This is a genomic window from Pseudomonas sp., from assembly GCF_051660785.1.
GTDB lineage: Bacteria > Pseudomonadota > Gammaproteobacteria > Pseudomonadales > Pseudomonadaceae > Aquipseudomonas.
The window spans coordinates 24028-39776 of sequence record NZ_JBOFQE010000081.1 but is presented as its reverse complement, the minus strand read 5'-3'; the positions used below and the strand labels follow the sequence as shown (position 1 = coordinate 39776).

Annotated in this window: 16 protein-coding genes; 13 read left to right on the top strand and 3 right to left on the bottom strand. The window is 59.4% G+C overall.

Annotated features, from left to right (window positions below; all coding sequences use genetic code 11):
- Window positions 1-160 precede the first annotated feature (160 nt).
- The 11 genes from iolE to ACRC4F_RS21725 all read left to right on the top strand — a co-directional run bounded on the left by iolE (window position 161) and on the right by ACRC4F_RS21725 (window position 13522).
- Window positions 161-1054: a myo-inosose-2 dehydratase gene (gene iolE / locus ACRC4F_RS21775; protein ID WP_438661194.1), complete on the top strand. Its 894-nt coding sequence runs from the start codon at window positions 161-163 to the stop codon at window positions 1052-1054.
- Window positions 1051-1860, top strand: coding sequence for a 5-deoxy-glucuronate isomerase (gene iolB, locus ACRC4F_RS21770; protein WP_438661193.1), 810 nt, complete (start codon window positions 1051-1053; stop codon window positions 1858-1860). Before iolE ends, iolB begins: the two co-directional genes overlap by 4 nt.
- Before the next feature lie 43 nt (window positions 1861-1903).
- Window positions 1904-2725 carry a TIM barrel protein gene (locus tag ACRC4F_RS21765; RefSeq protein ID WP_438661192.1) on the top strand — a complete coding sequence of 274 codons (822 nt, stop codon included), beginning with the start codon at window positions 1904-1906 and terminating at the stop codon, window positions 2723-2725.
- Window positions 2726-2870: 145 nt separating this feature from the next.
- Window positions 2871-4802 carry a 3D-(3,5/4)-trihydroxycyclohexane-1,2-dione acylhydrolase (decyclizing) gene (gene iolD, locus ACRC4F_RS21760; protein ID WP_438661191.1) on the top strand — a complete coding sequence of 644 codons (1932 nt, stop codon included), beginning with the start codon at window positions 2871-2873 and terminating at the stop codon, window positions 4800-4802.
- A 32-nt stretch (window positions 4803-4834) separates the two neighbouring features.
- Window positions 4835-5845, top strand: coding sequence for a Gfo/Idh/MocA family protein (locus ACRC4F_RS21755; protein WP_438661190.1), 1011 nt, complete (start codon window positions 4835-4837; stop codon window positions 5843-5845).
- A 156-nt stretch (window positions 5846-6001) separates the two neighbouring features.
- The gene (locus ACRC4F_RS21750; protein WP_438661189.1) at window positions 6002-7054 is read left to right on the top strand and encodes a Gfo/Idh/MocA family protein; all 1053 of its coding nucleotides are present in this window, start codon (window positions 6002-6004) and stop codon (window positions 7052-7054) included.
- Between the two features lie 157 nt (window positions 7055-7211).
- Window positions 7212-8138 carry a sugar ABC transporter substrate-binding protein gene (locus ACRC4F_RS21745; protein ID WP_438661188.1) on the top strand — a complete coding sequence of 309 codons (927 nt, stop codon included), beginning with the start codon at window positions 7212-7214 and terminating at the stop codon, window positions 8136-8138.
- A 70-nt stretch (window positions 8139-8208) separates the two neighbouring features.
- The gene (locus tag ACRC4F_RS21740; RefSeq protein ID WP_438661187.1) at window positions 8209-9774 is read left to right on the top strand and encodes a sugar ABC transporter ATP-binding protein; all 1566 of its coding nucleotides are present in this window, start codon (window positions 8209-8211) and stop codon (window positions 9772-9774) included.
- 174 nt (window positions 9775-9948) lie between these two features.
- Complete coding sequence (locus ACRC4F_RS21735) at window positions 9949-10971, top strand: ABC transporter permease (protein ID WP_438661186.1); 1023 nt, start codon at window positions 9949-9951, stop codon at window positions 10969-10971.
- Between the two features lie 327 nt (window positions 10972-11298).
- The gene (locus ACRC4F_RS21730) at window positions 11299-11703 is read left to right on the top strand and encodes a TraR/DksA family transcriptional regulator (RefSeq protein WP_007907888.1); all 405 of its coding nucleotides are present in this window, start codon (window positions 11299-11301) and stop codon (window positions 11701-11703) included.
- A gap of 214 nt (window positions 11704-11917) precedes the next feature.
- On the top strand, window positions 11918-13522 hold the full coding sequence (locus ACRC4F_RS21725) for a methyl-accepting chemotaxis protein (protein ID WP_438661185.1): 1605 nt from the start codon (window positions 11918-11920) through the stop codon (window positions 13520-13522).
- 137 nt (window positions 13523-13659) lie between these two features.
- On the opposite strand, the gene ACRC4F_RS21720 is transcribed toward ACRC4F_RS21725, so the two are convergent.
- The 3 genes from ACRC4F_RS21720 to ACRC4F_RS21710 all read right to left on the bottom strand — a co-directional run bounded on the left by ACRC4F_RS21720 (window position 13660) and on the right by ACRC4F_RS21710 (window position 14656).
- Complete coding sequence (locus ACRC4F_RS21720) at window positions 13660-13899, bottom strand: DUF2789 domain-containing protein (RefSeq protein WP_084323168.1); 240 nt, start codon at window positions 13897-13899, stop codon at window positions 13660-13662.
- Between the two features lie 121 nt (window positions 13900-14020).
- The gene (locus ACRC4F_RS21715; protein WP_438661184.1) at window positions 14021-14251 is read right to left on the bottom strand and encodes a hypothetical protein; all 231 of its coding nucleotides are present in this window, start codon (window positions 14249-14251) and stop codon (window positions 14021-14023) included.
- A 156-nt stretch (window positions 14252-14407) separates the two neighbouring features.
- Window positions 14408-14656: a hypothetical protein gene (locus ACRC4F_RS21710; protein ID WP_438661183.1), complete on the bottom strand. Its 249-nt coding sequence runs from the start codon at window positions 14654-14656 to the stop codon at window positions 14408-14410.
- Window positions 14657-15066: 410 nt separating this feature from the next.
- Here ACRC4F_RS21710 and ACRC4F_RS21705 point away from each other — a divergent pair, with 410 nt between their 5' ends.
- Entirely contained in the window at window positions 15067-15537 is a 471-nt protein-coding gene (locus ACRC4F_RS21705) for a hypothetical protein (RefSeq protein ID WP_109629923.1), read from the top strand.
- Complete coding sequence (locus ACRC4F_RS21700; protein WP_438661182.1) at window positions 15537-15740, top strand: hypothetical protein; 204 nt, start codon at window positions 15537-15539, stop codon at window positions 15738-15740. The genes ACRC4F_RS21705 and ACRC4F_RS21700 overlap by 1 nt, the downstream gene beginning before the upstream one ends.
- The last annotated feature ends 9 nt before the right edge of the window (window positions 15741-15749 follow it).

Genomic DNA, 15749 nt, shown 5'->3' with positions numbered 1-15749 from the left:
AGCAACACCGCAACCCCCCTGTCGGAGCGAGCCTGCTCGCGATAGCTGACTGCCAGTCAACATAAATGGCGCCTGATACACCGCTATCGCGAGCAGGCTCGCTCCCACAGGGTTTTGTGTCGCTCTTACTGGTTATGTAAAAACAATAAAAGGTGCAGCCATGCCCGCTATTCGAATTGGCATCAACCCGATCTCCTGGAGCAACGACGATTTGCCGTCCCTCGGTGGCGAGACGCCGCTGAGCACTGCTTTGAGCGAGGGCAAGGAAATCGGTTACGAAGGTTTCGAACTCAACGGCAAATTCCCCAAGGATGCCAAAGGCGTCGGTGACGTGCTGCGGCCCTACGATCTGGCGCTGGTGTCCGGCTGGTATTCCAGCCGTCTGGCCCGCCGTTCCGTGGCCGAGGAAATCGACGCCATCGGCAGTCACGTCGAGCTGCTGGCGAAGAACGGCGCAAAGGTGCTGGTTTACGGTGAGGTGGCTGACTCGATCCAGGGCCAGCGCATTCCGCTGGTCGAGCGCCCGCGTTTCCACACCGAGCAGGCGTGGCAGGCCTACGCCGACAAGCTCACCGAACTGGCGCGCTTCACCTTGTCCCAAGGCGTGCGCCTGGCGTATCACCACCACATGGGCGCGTACATCGAATCCCCGGCCGACATCGACAAGCTGATGGCCCTGACCGGCAGTGAAGTCGGTTTGCTGTTCGATTCGGGCCATTGCTACATGGGCGGCGGCGAGCCGTTGCACGTGCTGCGTAAACACATCGAACGCATCTGCCACGTGCATTTCAAGGACGTGCGCAAACCGGTGGTGCAACTGGCGCGCAACCACCTGTGGAGCTTTCCGGACTGCATCATCAACGGCACCTTCACCGTGCCCGGCGATGGCGACATCGACTTCGCCGCGCTGCTTGATGTCTTGCTGGCCAACGATTACCACGGCTGGCTGGTGGTCGAGGCCGAGCAGGATCCGGCCGTGGCGCCGAGCTACATCTACGCCAAAAAAGGCTACGACACCTTGCGCGGGTTGCTCGACGAGAGGATCGCGCTATGAGCCTGCTGGTCAAAAGCAACGCCCGTGGCCGGACCATGGTCGAGTTGGGCAAAGGTGAGCTGGAATACGTCGGTTTCGCCGCGTATCGCTTGAGCCTGGGCGAAACCTTGCCGGTGTCGGCCGGTGATAAAGAACTGTGCCTGGTGCTGCTCAGCGGCCGGGTCAGTATCAAGGGCGAAGCGCCGGGGCAGGGCGCGTTTGACTGGGACAACATCGGCGATCGTCATTCGGTGTTCGAAGACAAATCGCCGTTCGCTGCTTATATGCCGCCGTGCAGCCAGGCCCAGGTCGTGGCGCTGAGCGATGTGCAGATCGCCGTCTGCGCCGCACCGGGCTCAGCCGAAAAGGGCCTCGGCCCACGGTTGATCAAACCCGACAGCATGAAGCGCAGCGTGCGTGGCAAGGGCGCCAATACCCGTTACGTCTGCGACATCCTGCCAGACACCGAGCCCGCCCATTCGCTGCTGGTGGTGGAAGTGCGCACGCCGTCGGGACACTCGTCGAGCTACCCGCCGCACAAACACGACACCGACGATCTGCCGCACCAGAGTTTTCTCGAAGAAACCTATTACCACCAGATCAACCCGCCTCAAGGCTTCGTGTTCCAGCGCGTCTACACCGACGACCGCAGCATCGATCAAGCCATGGCCGTGGAAAACAGCGACCTCGTGGTCGTGCCCAAGGGTTATCACCCCGTCAGCGTGCCGTACGGGTACGAGTCGTATTACCTGAATGTGATGGCCGGGCCCAAGCGTGTCTGGCAGTTTCATAACGATCCGCAGCACAGCTGGCTGCTTGATCTCTGAGCGAACAGCCTGAATTCCACCTTCTGCACGGAGAACAACAATAATGAGCAAGCCCCTGCGTTTCGCCCTGAACCGTATGGTTGCCCCACGTTTGTCCCTGCCCGCGTTCATCGACCTGGCGGTGGCCCTCAAGGCCGACGCCATCGAGATCCGCAACGACCTCGACGGCGTCGAGATCGAAGACGGTACGGCGCCCGAGCGGGTCCGTGAGTTGTGCGCGGCCAAAGGCATCACCGTGCTGTCGATCAACGCGCTGTATCCGTTTGATGTGTGGAATGACGAACGCCGGGCACAGGCCTTGAAACTGGCGGCTTATGCTCGGGATTGCGGCGCACAGGGTTTGGTCATGTGCCCGCTGAATGATCGCGCCGATCCGCGAGACGAGGCCGAACGCGCTTCCGGCTTGCGCACCGCACTGGGTGAACTGGCGCCGATCCTGCGTGATCACGCCATCCTCGGATTCATCGAGCCGCTGGGTTTTGAAGAATGTTCGCTGCGGCGTAAACGCACGGCGGTAGATACGATCAGCGCGGTTGGCGGACTGGATGTGTTCCGGTTGGTTCACGACACCTTTCACCACCACCTGGCCAGCGAGCAGGAATTCTTCCCCGAGCTGACCGGTCTGGTGCACATCTCCGGTGTAGAGGATGCCGACGCGCCGCTGGCGACCATTCGCGACGGCCATCGTGTGCTGGTGGGCGAGGGCGACATCCTCGGCAACGCCGCACAGATCGACACCTTGCTCGGCAGCGGTTACAGCGGCTACCTGTCGTTCGAACCGTTTGCCGACAGCATCCATGGCCTGGCAAATATCCAGCAGGCCATCGGCGCAAGCATGGATCACCTGCAAAATTCCCAAAATTAATGAAGATCCCTGTGGGAGCGGGCTTGCCCGCGATAGCGATCTACCTGACACATCAATGTTGAATGTACCGCCGCCATCGCGGGCAAGTCGGATCGCCGCACTGCCGCTCCCACAGGTTTTTTTTTGGTGTATTGAAGGATTGGTTATGACCACAACAAGACTGACCATGGCCCAGGCCCTGGTGAAATTCCTCGATAACCAGTACATCGAGGTCGATGGCGTCCAGAGCAAATTCGTCGCCGGGATCTTTACCATTTTCGGCCACGGCAACGTGCTAGGCCTGGGTCAAGCCCTGGAGCAGGACAGCGGCGACCTGATCGTCCATCAGGGCCGCAACGAGCAAGGCATGGCCCACGCCGCCATTGGTTTTGCCAAGCAAAACCTGCGTCGCAAAATCTACGCCTGCTCCTCATCCGTCGGCCCCGGCGCGGCGAACATGCTGACGGCTGCCGCGACGGCCACCGCCAACCGCATTCCCTTGTTGCTATTGCCCGGCGACGTCTACGCCTGCCGTCAGCCGGACCCGGTGCTGCAGCAGATCGAGCAGTTCCACGACCTGAGCATCAGCACCAACGATGCGTTCAAGGCTGTGAGCAAATACTGGGATCGCATCAACCGTCCCGAGCAATTGATGACTGCAGCGATCCACGCCATGCGCGTGCTCACCGACCCCGCCGAGACCGGCGCCGTGACCCTGGCCTTGCCGCAGGACGTACAGGCCGAAGCCTACGACTATCCCGATTACTTCCTGCAAAAACGCGTGCACCGCATCGAGCGTCGTCCGGTCACCGAAGCGATGCTCGGCGATGCCTTGGCACTGTTCAAAGGCAAGCGCAAACCGCTGATCATTTGCGGTGGCGGGGTTCGTTATTCCGGGGCGAATGCGGCGTTGCAGGCGTTTGCCGAGCGTTTTGATATTCCCTTCGCGGAGACCCAGGCCGGCAAGAGCGCGGTGGTGTCCAGCCATCCGCTGAATGTTGGCGGGATAGGGGAAACCGGATGCCTGGCGGCGAATCTGTTGGCCAAGGACGCGGACCTGATCATCGGTATCGGCACCCGCTACAGCGATTTCACCACTGCGTCGAAATCTCTGTTTCAGCATCCGGACGTGCAATTTCTCAACCTCAACATCAGCCCCTGCGATGCCCTGAAGCTCGACGGCGTGCAATTGCTGGCGGATGCCAAAACCGGCTTGCAAGCCTTGGCTGAAGCCTTGGGCGATTACCGTTCTGCGTGGGGCGATCAACCGCGTCAGGCCAAGGCACAACTGGACGAGGAGGTCGATCGGCTCTATCAGATCGAGTACCAGACCCAAGACTTCACCCCGGAAATCAACGACCGCATGGACCCGGCGGTCCTGCGCGAATTCATCGAGCTGACCGGCTCCTGCCTGACCCAGAGCCGCGTGCTCGGCGTGCTCAACGAAACCCTCGCCGATGACGCTGTGATTGTCGCCGCCGCCGGCAGCCTGCCCGGTGACTTGCAGCGCAGCTGGCGCAGCAAGGGCGTGAACACCTATCACGTCGAGTACGGTTATTCCTGCATGGGGTACGAGGTCAACGCCGCCTTGGGCGTGAAACTCGCCGAGCCCGAGCGCGAGGTCTATGCGCTGGTCGGCGACGGCTCCTACATGATGCTGCACTCGGAACTGGCGACCTCGATTCAGGAGCGACGCAAGATCAACGTGGTGCTGCTCGACAACATGACCTTCGGCTGCATCAACAACCTGCAAATGGGTAATGGCATGGACAGCTTCGGCACCGAATTCCGTTTTCGCAATCCGGACACCGGCAAGCTCGATGGCGGTTTCGTGCCGGTGGATTTCGCCATGAGCGCCGCGGCCTATGGCTGCAAGACTTACAAAGTGAACACTGCTGACGAGCTTAAAGCCGCACTGGCGGATGCGCGCTTGCAGACCGTGTCGACGCTGATCGACATCAAGGTGCTGCCCAAAACCATGATCCACGGCTACCTGTCGTGGTGGCGGGTCGGCGTGGCGCAAGTCTCCACCAGCGCCCGCACCGATGCGGTGGCCAAGAACCTGAACGAACGACTGGCCAAGGCCCGTCAGTACTGATTGCCCTGAATCGAACACCAAGGAGTCCTTACATGTCATTAAAGTTAGGCGTCATCGGCACCGGGGCCATCGGCCAGGATCACATTCGCCGTTGCAGCCAGACCTTGCTCAACAGCCAGGTCGTGGCAGTGACCGACATCAATTTGCAGCAAGCCGCCAAGATCGTTTCCGACCTGAAATTGACCGCCGAGGTCTATCCCGACGGCCACGCGCTGATAAACGCGCCGGAAGTCGAAGCGATCCTCGTCACCTCCTGGGGGCCAAGCCACGAAGAATTTGTGCTGGCAGCGATTGCCGCCGGCAAACCGGTGTTCTGCGAAAAGCCCCTGGCCGTCACCGCTGAAGGCTGCCGCAACATCGTCGAGGCCGAAGTGGCCCACGGCAAGCGTCTGGTGCAGGTCGGTTTCATGCGTCCGTACGATGAAGGTTATCGCGCACTCAAAGCAGTGATCGACAGCGGCCAGATAGGTGAACCGCTGATGCTCCACTGCGCGCATCGCAACCCGACCGTGGGCGAGAACTACAAGACCGACATGGCCATCACCGACACGCTGATTCATGAACTCGACGTGCTGCGCTGGTTGCTCGACGACGATTACGTGTCGGTGCAAGTGGTGTTCCCGCGCAAGAGCAGCAAAGCGCTCGCGCATTTGAAAGACCCGCAGATTGTTTTGCTGGAGACCGCCAAGGGCACGCGCATCGACGTGGAGGTGTTCGTCAATTGCCAGTACGGCTACGACATCCAGTGCGAAGTGGTGGGGGAGACTGGCATCGCCAAACTGCCGGAGCCTTCCCAGGTTCAACTGCGCAGCGGGGCGAAGCTGTCGAACGCGATTTTGATGGACTGGAAGGATCGATTCATCGCCGCGTACGACGTCGAGTTGCAGGCGTTCATAGATGGCGTGCGCGCCGGCCAGGTCGGCGGCCCATCGGCCTGGGATGGCTTCGCCGCCGCCGTCGCTGCAGATGCCTGCATCGAAGCGCAAAACAACGGCCAGATCGTAAAAGTCACCCTGCCAGACCGCCCCCACTTCTACGGTTGAGCACCGTCCCCTGTGGGAGCGAGCCTGCTCGCGATAGCGGTCTGTCAGTCACATAGATGTTGAATGTGCTGCCTTCATCGTCGGAACGCCGCCCGGAGCAGGCTCGCTCCCACAGGGGGCGTGTACATCTGGCAGCTTTTTATAAGGAGAACATTCATGCGCATAGGACTTGTCGGTTACGGCCATGGTGGCCGGTTTTTCCATGCTCCGCTGATCAGCAGTCTGCCGGCGGCGAAGTTCGTCGGCGTGGTCACCCGTTCCCCGGAGCGCCGACAGTGGCTGGCGGTCGAACACCCCGGCGTGCCGGCCTTCGACAGCATCGGCCAACTGGTGGAGGCCGGCGTCGATGTGTTGGTGATCTCGACACCACTCAAGGGTCGTCCCGCGCTGGTGCTCGATGGCATCGAACACGGGGTGGCAGTGGTCAGCGACAAGCCGTTCGCCGCCGACGCGCAGCAAGCCCAGACCCTGATCACCATGGCCGAGCGTCAGGGCGTACAGCTCAGCGTCTACCAGAACCGCCGCTGGGACTCGGACTTCCTCACCGTGCGCAAACTCATCGAGTCCGGCGCCTTGGGCCACATCACCCGTTTCCAATCGCGGATCGAGCGTTATTCGCCGCAGTCGGTCAACAACGGCAGTGGCGGTGGATTCCTGCGTGATCTTGGCAGTCATCTGGTGGATCAGGCGTTGCTGCTGTTCGGCCCGGTGACCCGGGTGTACGCCGAACTGGATTACCTGGAAAAAGGCCAGGCCTTCGACAACGGCTTCTTTATATCCCTGACCCACAACAACGGGGTGATCTCGCACCTGGGCGGCAGCTGCCTGCAAAACACCCCGGGCCCGCGTTTTCGCGTGACCGGCACCCAGGGTTGTTACAGCGTCGATGGCCTGGATGGGCAAGAAGCCTCGGCGCTCGCCGGTCTCTCGCCGAAATCCGAGGGTGAACGCTGGGGTGTGGAGGAGCATCGCCGTTGGGGCTGGTTCGAACAGGGCGAAGTGCGCGAGCGCGTTCCCTCGGAGCGCGGGTGCTGGAACCAGTTCTATTTGCAGCTACAAACCGCGTTACAGAGCGGTGGCCCACTGCCTGTGGAGGCCCGTGATGCACTGGCGACCACCCGCGTTCTAGACGCTGCGCGATTGAGTTTCGAGCAGCATCGGGTCGTGGAGTTGAGCCCGTTTGAGAGCCATGGAACAAAATCAGAATAAAATTCTAAAATGAGTTGATATAGAAATAATATTCCAATAAAGTCATTTCCAGCGAACTGCCTCTCGCTCGTTTTCAACGCTTTTCCCGCTTGCCTGCTTACTGAAAATCGTCATGCCTCATCCATAAAACCAACAAGAATGTGGAGAAAGACTTTTCATGAAGACCAAGATCCGTTTTGCCTCACTGGCCTTGTCCCTGATGTTCGCCAGCGGCGCCGCACTCGCCGACATGAAGATCGGCGTCAGCATGTCCCAGTTCGATGACACCTGGCTGACCTACCTGCGCGAATCCATGGACAAGAAAGCCAAGTCCTATCCCGACGGCGTCCAGTTGCAGTTCGAAGATGCCCGCAGCGATGTGGTCAAGCAGTTGAGCCAGGTCGAAAGCTTCATCAGCCAGAAAGTCGATGCCATCGTGGTTAACCCGGTGGACACCGCCGCCACCAAAAAAATTACTGAAGCCGCCGTCAAGGCCGGCATCCCGCTGGTCTACGTCAACCGCCGGCCGGATGACCTGAAGCTGCCCAAAGGCGTGGTCACGGTGGCCTCCAACGACCTGGAGGCCGGTGAAATGCAGATGCAATACCTGGCCGACAAGATGAATGGCAAGGGCGACATCGTGATTCTTTTGGGCGACCTGGCGAACAACTCCACCACCAACCGCACCAAAGGCGTCAAAGAGGTGCTGGCCAAATACCCGAACATCAAGATCGAACAAGAGCAGACCGGCACCTGGCTGCGTGATAAAGGCATGACCCTGGTCAACGACTGGCTGACCCAGGGCCGCAAGTTCGATGCGGTCGTGGCCAACAACGACGAAATGGCCATTGGTGCCGCGATGGCCCTGCAACAGGCCGGCGTCGATAAGGGCAGTGTGCTGATCGCTGGCGTCGACGGTACGCCGGACGGCTTGAACGCGATCAAGAAAGGCAGCATGGCCGTCTCGGTGTTCCAGGACGCCAAGGGTCAGGCTGATGGTTCGATCGACACCGCTGTGAAAATGGCCAGGAACGAGCCGGTTGAACAGGCCGTGTGGGTGCCCTATCGCTTGATCACTCCGCAGAACGTCGACACGTTCAAATAGCTCGTCAGTTCAATAACAACAATAAGCACGCAAGGTTGCCACCGCGACCTTGCTGATGGAGTACCTGATCATGTTCGCTTCAGCGACTGCTTCGAGCACCCCGATGGTGGGTATCCAGCCAACCGCAACACCTGTCGATGAGCCGTATCTGCTGGAGATCATCAACGTCAGCAAGGGTTTCCCCGGTGTGGTGGCGCTGTCCGACGTGCAGCTTCGGGTCCGCCCCGGCTCCGTCCTGGCGCTGATGGGCGAGAACGGCGCGGGCAAATCCACCCTGATGAAAATCATCGCCGGCATCTACCAGCCGGACGCCGGAGAACTGCGCCTGCGGGGCAAACCGGTGGTGTTCGAAACGCCGCTGGCAGCACTTCAGGCCGGGATCGCGATGATCCACCAGGAACTCAACCTGATGCCGCACATGAGCATCGCCGAGAACATCTGGATCGGCCGCGAGCAGCTCAACAGCCTGCACATGATCGACCACCGCGAGATGCACCGCTGCACCGCGAAATTGCTGGAACGCCTGCGGATCAACCTCGACCCGGAGGAGCAGGTCGGCAACCTGAGCATCGCCGAACGGCAGATGGTCGAGATCGCCAAGGCGGTGTCATACGACTCCGACATCCTGATCATGGACGAACCGACCTCGGCCATTACCGACAAGGAAGTCGCGCACCTGTTCTCGATCATTGCCGACCTCAAGAGTCAGGGCAAAGGCATCATCTACATCACCCACAAAATGAATGAAGTGTTTGCCATCGCCGATGAAGTCGCGGTGTTCCGTGACGGCGCCTACATCGGCCTGCAACGCGCCGACAGCATGGACGGCGACAGCCTGATTTCGATGATGGTCGGCCGCGAGCTGAGCCAGTTGTTTCCGGTGCGGGAAAAACCCATCGGCGATCTGCTGCTGTCGGTGCGCGACCTCAAGCTGGACGGCATTTTCAAAGGCGTGTCCTTCGACCTGCATGCAGGCGAGATCCTCGGCATCGCCGGGTTGATGGGCTCAGGCCGGACCAATGTCGCCGAAGCGATTTTTGGCATTACCCCGAGTGACGGCGGTGAGATTCGGCTCGATGGCGAAGTGGTGCGCATCAGCGATCCGCACATGGCGATCGAGAAGGGATTCGCGTTGTTGACTGAGGACCGCAAGCTCAGTGGCCTGTTCCCATGTCTGTCGGTGCTGGAGAACATGGAGATGGCAGTGCTGCCGCATTACGCCGGCCATGGTTTCATCCAGCAAAAAGCCCTGCGCGTGTTGTGCGAAGACATGTGCAAGAAACTGCGGGTGAAAACCCCGTCGCTGGAACAATGCATCGACACCTTGTCAGGCGGCAATCAGCAGAAAGCCTTGCTGGCGCGCTGGCTGATGACCAATCCACGAATCCTGATCCTCGACGAGCCGACCCGCGGGATCGATGTCGGCGCCAAGGCCGAGATCTACCGGCTCATCTCTTACCTCGCCAGCGAAGGCATGGCGGTGATCATGATTTCTTCGGAGTTGCCAGAAGTGCTCGGCATGAGCGACCGGGTGATGGTCATGCATGAGGGCGACCTGATGGGCACCCTCGACCGCAGCGAAGCGACCCAGGAAAGGGTCATGCAACTGGCCTCGGGCATGACCGCGGTTCATTAAGTCAAGGGCGAACAGAGTCCAAGGGTGAACTGGGATTCTGTGGCGAGGGGATTTATCCCCGTTGGACTGCACAGCAGTCCCATTCTTTTAGGGCCGCTGCGCAGCCCAACGGGGATAAATCCCCTCGCCACAAGAAGCTCCCTCGCCACACAGATTTCTATTGAAGGGTGGGTTATGAACGCGATACTGGAAAACAAGCCAGCAACGGCACCGGTCAAGAGTCGCCGGCGCTTTCCGACCGAGTTGAGTATTTTCCTGGTGCTGATTGGCATCGGCCTGGTCTTCGAAGTCTTCGGCTGGATCGTGCGCGACCAGAGCTTCCTGATGAACTCCCAACGCCTAGTGCTGATGATCCTGCAAGTGTCGATCATCGGTCTGCTGGCGATTGGCGTGACCCAGGTGATCATCACCACCGGTATCGACCTGTCCTCCGGTTCGGTGCTGGCGCTGTCGGCGATGATCGCGGCCAGTCTGGCCCAGACCTCGGATTTCGCCCGGGCGGTGTTTCCGTCGCTGACGGACTTGCCGGTGTGGATTCCGGTGATCGTCGGACTCGGCGTGGGACTGCTGGCGGGGGCGATCAACGGCAGCATCATCGCCATTACCGGGATTCCACCTTTTATTGCCACCCTCGGCATGATGGTGTCGGCACGTGGCCTGGCGCGTTTCTATACCGAAGGCCAACCGGTCAGCATGCTCTCGGATTCCTACACGGCCATCGGACATGGCGCCATGCCGGTGATCATTTTCCTGGTGGTCGCGGTGATCTTTCACATCGCCCTGCGCTACACCAAGTACGGCAAGTACACCTACGCCATCGGCGGCAACATGCAGGCGGCGCGTACCTCCGGGATCAACGTCAAGCGCCATCTGGTGATTGTCTACAGCATTGCCGGGTTGCTGGCAGGCCTGGCCGGTGTGGTCGCCTCTGCACGTGCCGCGACCGGGCAGGCGGGGATGGGCATGTCTTACGAGCTGGACGCGATTGCCGCGGCGGTGATCGGCGGCACCAGCCTGGCGGGCGGCGTCGGGCGCATCACCGGCACCGTGATCGGTGCCTTGATTCTCGGGGTGATGGCCAGCGGGTTTACCTTTGTCGGGGTTGATGCGTATATTCAGGACATCATCAAGGGACTGATTATTGTGGTGGCGGTGGTGATCGACCAATACCGCAACAAGCGTAAACTCAAGCGCTGAGTCTTGGAACAGACAGCCAATGCGCCACGCCTGACCCGCGTGGCGCAGCCGTTTGTCTTCTCCATACAGCCGCTCGATTGAATTTCTTGCTATAAACGCACTCCGATAACCACCGCAGAGCCTGCCATAGGGCACTTTCCGGGCTTTGTCGGACAAATTCGCTGTCTTTTCAGTTGCTGAGGCCTCAAGTCGGCCTTAGACTGCCGGCCCTCGTAAATTGAGTGCCGGGTGGCGCTTGGAATAAACGGCGCCTTTGCGACGGCCAGACCTGGTCCGCCGGAACGCTCCCTAATTCGCCTTAATGCACGTTTTTTTATAGAGATATCAATGACAAAGGACAAGTTGCTGGCCATGCCGGCGGATGACTACATGAATGCCGAGCAACATGCTTTTTTCTCCGAGCTGTTGCAGAACATGAAAGTCGAAACCCATGAGCGCATCGAACAGAACCGCATCGCCATTGAGAGCCTGGACACCCCGGCCGATCCGGCCGACGCTGCTTCCGTAGAAGAAGAGCGCACTTGGCTGGTGAACGCGATCGATCGCGACCAGCGCATGCTGCCTCAGTTGGAACAGGCTCTGGAACGCATCAAAGAAGACAGCTTCGGCTGGTGCGACGACAGCGGCGAGGCCATCGGCCTGAAACGCTTGCTGATCAGCCCGACTACCAAATACTGCATCGAAGCTCAAGAGCGTCACGAACAGATCGACAAGCACCAGCGTCAGGCCTGATTTCGTAGCGCCCCGCATCGCGGGCAATCCTGCTTCCACGGTTCACTGAACCTGTAGGAGCGAGGCTTGCCCGCGATGCTTTTTGCCGTCTGCGAAAACCTCAAGCACTTCTATTGATCTGCTGCAACGCCCACTACTAATGGACCATAGATAATGGCCTTGTAGTGGCGTTTAATGCATGCACAACAATTAGAAGGTTCATGGGGTGACGAAGATGACGAGAGACGGATCTCTGGTTGCGGCAGTGCCTGCACCAGTGTTTTTGCCGAAAAACCTTTGGTTGACGCCAACCCTGCAAAGCATCGCCCTGATGCTCTTGCTGTGCGGCATGTCGCTGGGGGGCTGGTCGCTTTACCTTGGCCTGCCATTGGCCGTTCTGGTTATCTGGCTGCCACGCCTGCGCTCACGCGCCACTCCCCTGACAACTCCTGCCGACGGCGCCAGTGCCATCGCCGAGTTGACTCGCGATCTTTCCTACACCACCAGTCATAACGCTTTGTCGGCCGCAGGCGTGGCCTTTTCGGTCAAGCAACTGGCGGACAAATTGCAATCACAACTCGACGCGGCGGCGCGAATCGTCAGCAACGCCGAAGTGATGATCGCGACCGAACAAGCCACCTCGAAACTCAGCCGCGAAGCGCTCAGTGCTGCCAGCGAAGCTCATCAGAGCAGCGCAGCAGGGCGCACGGAGTTGATTGAATCCATCAGCCGCATGCATCAGCTCAGTCAGCGCGCCAGTAGCAGCCGTGAGCTGATCGAGGCCCTTAGCCTGCGCAGTGACGATATTCAACGGGTCACCCTGGTGATTCAATCCATCGCCAGCCAGACCAATCTGTTGGCCTTGAACGCCGCAATCGAAGCGGCGCGCGCCGGCGAACACGGCCGCGGGTTCGCGGTGGTGGCGGATGAAGTTCGCGGTCTGGCGGCGCGCACGGCGACGGCAACCGGCGAAGTCGGGGAGATGGTCGCCGATATCCAGCAACGCACCGCGCAAGTGGTGGAGCAGATCCGCCAACTGTCCAGCGACCTCGACATTGGTGTCGAGCAGGTCGAGCACACCGGGCAGCACCTGGAAAACATTGCGCGTCTGGCCGCCGGCGTCGAACGTCAGGTCGGCGAAATCGCCAGGGGCGCGGACACCAACCGCGAACAGCTCGACAGCCTGTTTCACGCCATCGAACAGATGCGCAGTGACCTGGCCGTCAGTGACCAGCAGACCCAGAGCCTGGCTCAGGCTGCAGTGCAAATGGAAGGTCAGGCCGAAACCATCAGCGAGCGCCTCGCCGAAGTCGGGCTCGATGACTACCACCAACGGATTTATGACCTGGCCCGCGAAGGCGCGAGCCAGATTGCCGCACGCTTCGAAGCGGATATCGACCAGGGGCGTGTCAGCCTCGATGATCTGTTTGATCGCAATTATCAGGCGATCCCCAACACCAGCCCGGCGAAATACCAGACCCGTTTCGATCGCTACACCGATCAAGTGTTGCCGGCGATTCAGGAACCGTTGTTGCCGCGCCATGAAGGCCTGGTGTTTGCCATCGCCTGCACCCAGCAGGGTTATGTGCCCACCCATAACACTGTCTTCAGCCAGCCACTGACCGGCGATGTAAAGGTCGACACGGTACAAAACCGCACCAAGCGTAAATTCGCCGACCGCACCGGCATCCGCTGTGGCAGCCATCAGCAGCCCGTGTTGTTGCAGACCTACACCCGCGACACCGGCGAGCTGATGCACGATCTCTCGGTGCCGATCATGCTCAAGGGCCGGCATTGGGGGGGATTGCGGTTGGGGTACAAGCCTGAGAGTCCTCGCTAGAAGCGTGATGCTGGCTTTTGTGGCGAGGGAGCTTGCTCCCGTTGGGCTGCGAAGCGGCCCCAAGATGGGACTGCTGCGCAGTCCAGCGGGAGCAAGCTCCCTCGCCACAGGTTTATCGTTGGCTCAGGATCGGGTTGTCAATGAACCTGATGCATGCGCAGGTTCAGGTCATCGACCACCCGCGCCCAATCGGCGTCTTCACGCAATTGTTCTTTGAGGAATCCTGCTTGTTGCGGCGTCCAGAACTCGGCATCGATAAGTTTCTTGTCGTCGGCCAAAGGGGAATGGCTGGCGATGAAATCGTCGATGGCTTTCTCGCTGGAATCCAGACCGAGCTGGTCGAACAAACCTTTCAAGTCGTGCGTAGGTGAATCCATCTTCATCTCCTTGCGGGTCGCGATATGAGGTGCGGCTTCATTGCATCTGAGGGGGCCGCGCTTCAGGAGTTCGAAAGCGATACTGGAAAGCAAGAAAGAGCATAGACGGCAAATCCAGTGATCAGTCTTTCAACGCCCCGTTATCGACGGCAGACTTGAGCTCCTGGGCAGCTTCCCGAGCGGCAACGGCAGCGACATCCGACGTCTTGAACCAGCGATCCTTCTCGACTTGGTGATAGGTTTCCTTGGTCAACGGTGGCTTGGCACGCATCACAATGACAGCCTGGAATTCGCCATCGACCTCTCTGGCTTCGCCCCGGATAAAAAATTCACCGATATCAAATTCCGTCACGTAGCTGCCTTCCCTTGGAAATATATTGTTGTTGAACGCAGTCCGTCCTGGGGACGGATTTCATTGGTCGGGCAGTATGGCAGTAGTTGCCTGCCGGCGGCTGAGTTAAGTCGTCGGCATGACGAAACGTCTATAGCTATGAGGTGAGGGAGCGTGTCAGACGCGTGACTCGAGTGAGCGCGCAAGGGCGCAGGCTTCGTTATGGCTGCCACGGAAACCTCTTACACGACCCGTGGAAATTTCCTTGATATGGAAGAAGGCGTTACCGGCCAGTATTACCTGAAAGCGAGGCAGCAGAGGGCTTTCAGACTGCGCCTCAAGCGACCGGAACAACGCCGGGTGCAAAGAAGCGGGGCAGTTTGCGCGCCGTGGCTGGTTGGAAGCGAAGTGAGTCATTGTGCACATGTGAAGTCCTTTTCATTGTTTTGCCGACGTGCGTACGTCGTTATGGGTAGTCTCGATGAGCATGGCTGCTCTAGAATCACCATCACTGGTTGGCGAGTAGTGTTCATCTAAAGCAATTTTTTACTGGCGATATGTCGGAAAAGTGCTTTTTTTAAAGAGTTTTTTCCCTAAAGTTGGTAATCCGGTTTCCTCTGGCGATAAGAAGGGCGTTTTCCTTCAATATCTGGCGACTTTCACGGAGGACGGCGCGAGGGGTATTCCAGTAATCTCACTGACCTCGCGAGGCATGAGCGCTCTGCTCGGCTCAGGATTTCAACCCGGGTCTTACGGTAAACCTTCGGCATGGCCGCTTTTTTCTGCTGTGCGCTTTTTCTGCGTGCGGCATCATTTTCAGATGTGGGGATGTTTCCTTGGCAGTAAGTAATCTCGATATGCATGCTTTGTTCGTGCTGGGTGATTTGCGCGCAAAGCTGGTTAAACAGTTTCAGTCACGTTTCGTTTACATCACCGAACAGAACGCTGAAGGCATTTACATTGCCGAGATCGACACCGAAGAAGCACTGGTAGTCGATGACAAACCGGGGCTCAAGCTCAAGGTCGGTGATCATTTCAGCGCTTCGGTATTGCCGAGTCGTGAAGGCGGCAAGCTCGACATCAAGTTCCGTGAAATCAAGCTGACGGTCTATGGACTGGGCGACTATGCCTTTGTCACCACCGCAGACGGTCACGCGATCGTGTTCAAGGAAGGTCACAGCGTGGTAATGGTCTTCGCCGCCCACCAGCAGTTGCAGGAAGGCCTGACCAAAACCCTCAAAGCCGTGACCGCCAAGGCCGCCAAGTGGCGCAAGGGCGAATTGGTCACGTTCAAGGCCAGCGAGTAATGACCCTGACCCGCGCCGATTTCCACGAACAGCACCAGGCCAGCGCGCAAGTCGAAGCCCGTCGTCTGTTCGAGCAGAAGGCTGTTCTGCAGGGAGGCTGGCTGAATTGGGTGGCGTCACAGATCTACACGCTGCGCCCGGCGGCGTACGCCAGCATGGTAAGAAGAGAGCTGTCACGCTTGCAGGAAGTTTCCGAAAATTAATTCGCACCC

What these genes read in the sequence shown, in the direction of transcription:
- iolE (WP_438661194.1), top strand. Translation starts at nt 161, where the DNA reads ATGCCCGCTATTCGAATTGGCATCAACCCGATCTCCTGGAGCAACGAC.
- iolB (WP_438661193.1), top strand. Translation starts at nt 1,051, where the DNA reads ATGAGCCTGCTGGTCAAAAGCAACGCCCGTGGCCGGACCATGGTCGAG.
- ACRC4F_RS21765 (WP_438661192.1), top strand. Translation starts at nt 1,904, where the DNA reads ATGAGCAAGCCCCTGCGTTTCGCCCTGAACCGTATGGTTGCCCCACGT.
- iolD (WP_438661191.1), top strand. Translation starts at nt 2,871, where the DNA reads ATGACCACAACAAGACTGACCATGGCCCAGGCCCTGGTGAAATTCCTC.
- ACRC4F_RS21755 (WP_438661190.1), top strand. Translation starts at nt 4,835, where the DNA reads ATGTCATTAAAGTTAGGCGTCATCGGCACCGGGGCCATCGGCCAGGAT.
- ACRC4F_RS21750 (WP_438661189.1), top strand. Translation starts at nt 6,002, where the DNA reads ATGCGCATAGGACTTGTCGGTTACGGCCATGGTGGCCGGTTTTTCCAT.
- ACRC4F_RS21745 (WP_438661188.1), top strand. Translation starts at nt 7,212, where the DNA reads ATGAAGACCAAGATCCGTTTTGCCTCACTGGCCTTGTCCCTGATGTTC.
- ACRC4F_RS21740 (WP_438661187.1), top strand. Translation starts at nt 8,209, where the DNA reads ATGTTCGCTTCAGCGACTGCTTCGAGCACCCCGATGGTGGGTATCCAG.
- ACRC4F_RS21735 (WP_438661186.1), top strand. Translation starts at nt 9,949, where the DNA reads ATGAACGCGATACTGGAAAACAAGCCAGCAACGGCACCGGTCAAGAGT.
- ACRC4F_RS21730 (WP_007907888.1), top strand. Translation starts at nt 11,299, where the DNA reads ATGACAAAGGACAAGTTGCTGGCCATGCCGGCGGATGACTACATGAAT.
- ACRC4F_RS21725 (WP_438661185.1), top strand. Translation starts at nt 11,918, where the DNA reads ATGACGAGAGACGGATCTCTGGTTGCGGCAGTGCCTGCACCAGTGTTT.
- ACRC4F_RS21720 (WP_084323168.1), bottom strand. Translation starts at nt 13,899, where the DNA reads ATGGATTCACCTACGCACGACTTGAAAGGTTTGTTCGACCAGCTCGGT.
- ACRC4F_RS21710 (WP_438661183.1), bottom strand. Translation starts at nt 14,656, where the DNA reads ATGTGCACAATGACTCACTTCGCTTCCAACCAGCCACGGCGCGCAAAC.
- ACRC4F_RS21700 (WP_438661182.1), top strand. Translation starts at nt 15,537, where the DNA reads ATGACCCTGACCCGCGCCGATTTCCACGAACAGCACCAGGCCAGCGCG.